Genomic DNA, 2,500 nt, shown 5'->3' on the forward strand with positions numbered 1-2,500 from the left:
AGCTAAGCGACTTCCATATCTCACAGGGGGCAACCCCCAACTACTTCCGGCGTTCTAGGGCTTAACTTCTGTGTTCGGCATGGGTACAGGTGTATCTCCTAGGCTATCGTCACTTAACTCTGAGTAATACCTACTCAAAATTGAATATCTATTCAAATCAAGAAAACCGTTCGCTTTCGTATTCTCAGTTACTTTGGATAAGTCCTCGAGCTATTAGTATTAGTCCGCTACATGTGTCGCCACACTTCCACTTCTAACCTATCTACCTGATCATCTCTCAGGGCTCTTACTGATATAAAATCATGGGAAATCTCATCTTGAGGTGGGTTTCACACTTAGATGCTTTCAGCGTTTATCCCTTCCCTACATAGCTACCCAGCGATGCCTTTGGCAAGACAACTGGTACACCAGCGGTAAGTCCACTCTGGTCCTCTCGTACTAGGAGCAGATCCTCTCAAATTTCCTACGCCCGCGACGGATAGGGACCGAACTGTCTCACGACGTTCTGAACCCAGCTCGCGTGCCGCTTTAATGGGCGAACAGCCCAACCCTTGGGACCGACTACAGCCCCAGGATGCGACGAGCCGACATCGAGGTGCCAAACCTCCCCGTCGATGTGAACTCTTGGGGGAGATAAGCCTGTTATCCCCAGGGTAGCTTTTATCCGTTGAGCGATGGCCCTTCCATACGGAACCACCGGATCACTAAGCCCGACTTTCGTCCCTGCTCGAGTTGTAGCTCTCGCAGTCAAGCTCCCTTATACCTTTACACTCTGCGAATGATTTCCAACCATTCTGAGGGAACCTTTGGGCGCCTCCGTTACCTTTTAGGAGGCGACCGCCCCAGTCAAACTGCCCGTCAGACACTGTCTCCGATAGGGATCACCTATCTGGGTTAGAGTGGCCATAACACAAGGGTAGTATCCCAACATCGTCTCCTTCGAAACTGGCGTCCCGATCTCATAGACTCCTACCTATCCTGTACATGTGGTACAGACACTCAATATCAAACTGCAGTAAAGCTCCATGGGGTCTTTCCGTCCTGTCGCGGGTAACCTGCATCTTCACAGGTACTAAAATTTCACCGAGTCTCTCGTTGAGACAGTGCCCAAATCATTACGCCTTTCGTGCGGGTCGGAACTTACCCGACAAGGAATTTCGCTACCTTAGGACCGTTATAGTTACGGCCGCCGTTTACTGGGGCTTCAATTCATACCTTCGCTTGCGCTAAGCACTCCTCTTAACCTTCCAGCACCGGGCAGGCGTCACCCCCTATACATCATCTTACGATTTAGCAGAGAGCTGTGTTTTTGATAAACAGTTGCTTGGGCCTATTCACTGCGGCTGACTTAAAGTCAGCACCCCTTCTCCCGAAGTTACGGGGTCATTTTGCCGAGTTCCTTAACGAGAGTTCTCTCGCTCACCTGAGGCTACTCGCCTCGACTACCTGTGTCGGTTTGCGGTACGGGTAGAGTATGTTTAAACGCTAGAAGCTTTTCTTGGCAGTGTGACGTCACTAACTTCGCTACTAAACTTCGCTCCCCATCACAGCTCAATGTTATAGAACTAAGCATTTGACTCAGTTCACACCTCACTGCTTAGACAGACACTTCCAATCGTCTGCTTTAGTTAGCCTACTGCGTCCCTCCATCACTACATACTCTAGTACAGGAATATCAACCTGTTGTCCATCGGATACACCTTTCGGTCTCTCCTTAGGTCCCGACTAACCCAGGGCGGACGAGCCTTCCCCTGGAAACCTTAGTCTTACGGTGGACAGGATTCTCACCTGTCTTTCGCTACTCATACCGGCATTCTCACTTCTATGCGTTCCAGCACTCCTCACGGTACACCTTCATCACACATAGAACGCTCTCCTACCATACCTATAAAGGTATCCACAGCTTCGGTAAATTGTTTTAGCCCCGGTACATTTTCGGCGCAGGGTCACTCGACTAGTGAGCTATTACGCACTCTTTGAATGAATAGCTGCTTCTAAGCTAACATCCTAGTTGTCTGTGCAACCCCACATCCTTTTCCACTTAACAATTATTTTGGGACCTTAGCTGGTGGTCTGGGCTGTTTCCCTTTCGACTACGGATCTTAGCACTCGCAGTCTGACTGCCGACCATAATTCATTGGCATTCGGAGTTTATCTGAGATTGGTAATCCGGGATGGACCCCTCACCCAAACAGTGCTCTACCTCCAAGAATCTCTAATGTCGACGCTAGCCCTAAAGCTATTTCGGAGAGAACCAGCTATCTCCAAGTTCGTTTGGAATTTCTCCGCTACCCACAAGTCATCCAAGCACTTTTCAACGTGCCCTGGTTCGGTCCTCCAGTGCGTCTTACCGCACCTTCAACCTGCTCATGGGTAGGTCACATGGTTTCGGGTCTACGTCATGATACTAAGGCGCCCTATTCAGACTCGGTTTCCCTACGGCTCCGTCTCTTCAACTTAACCTCGCATCATAACGTAACTCGCCGGTTCATTCTACAAA

2 rRNA genes (1 of these 2 cut by a window edge) are annotated in these 2,500 nt (G+C 49.7%); both read right to left on the reverse strand.

Annotated features, from left to right (window positions below):
• Position 1 precedes the first annotated feature (1 nt).
• Positions 2–117 (reverse strand): 5S ribosomal RNA (gene rrf / locus D8848_RS10490).
• A 76-nt stretch (positions 118–193) separates the two neighbouring features.
• Positions 194–2,500, reverse strand: a 23S ribosomal RNA gene (locus tag D8848_RS10495); it runs 595 nt beyond the window's last position.

Source organism: Streptococcus mitis, assembly GCF_003942775.1.
Lineage (GTDB): Bacteria > Bacillota > Bacilli > Lactobacillales > Streptococcaceae > Streptococcus > Streptococcus mitis_CN.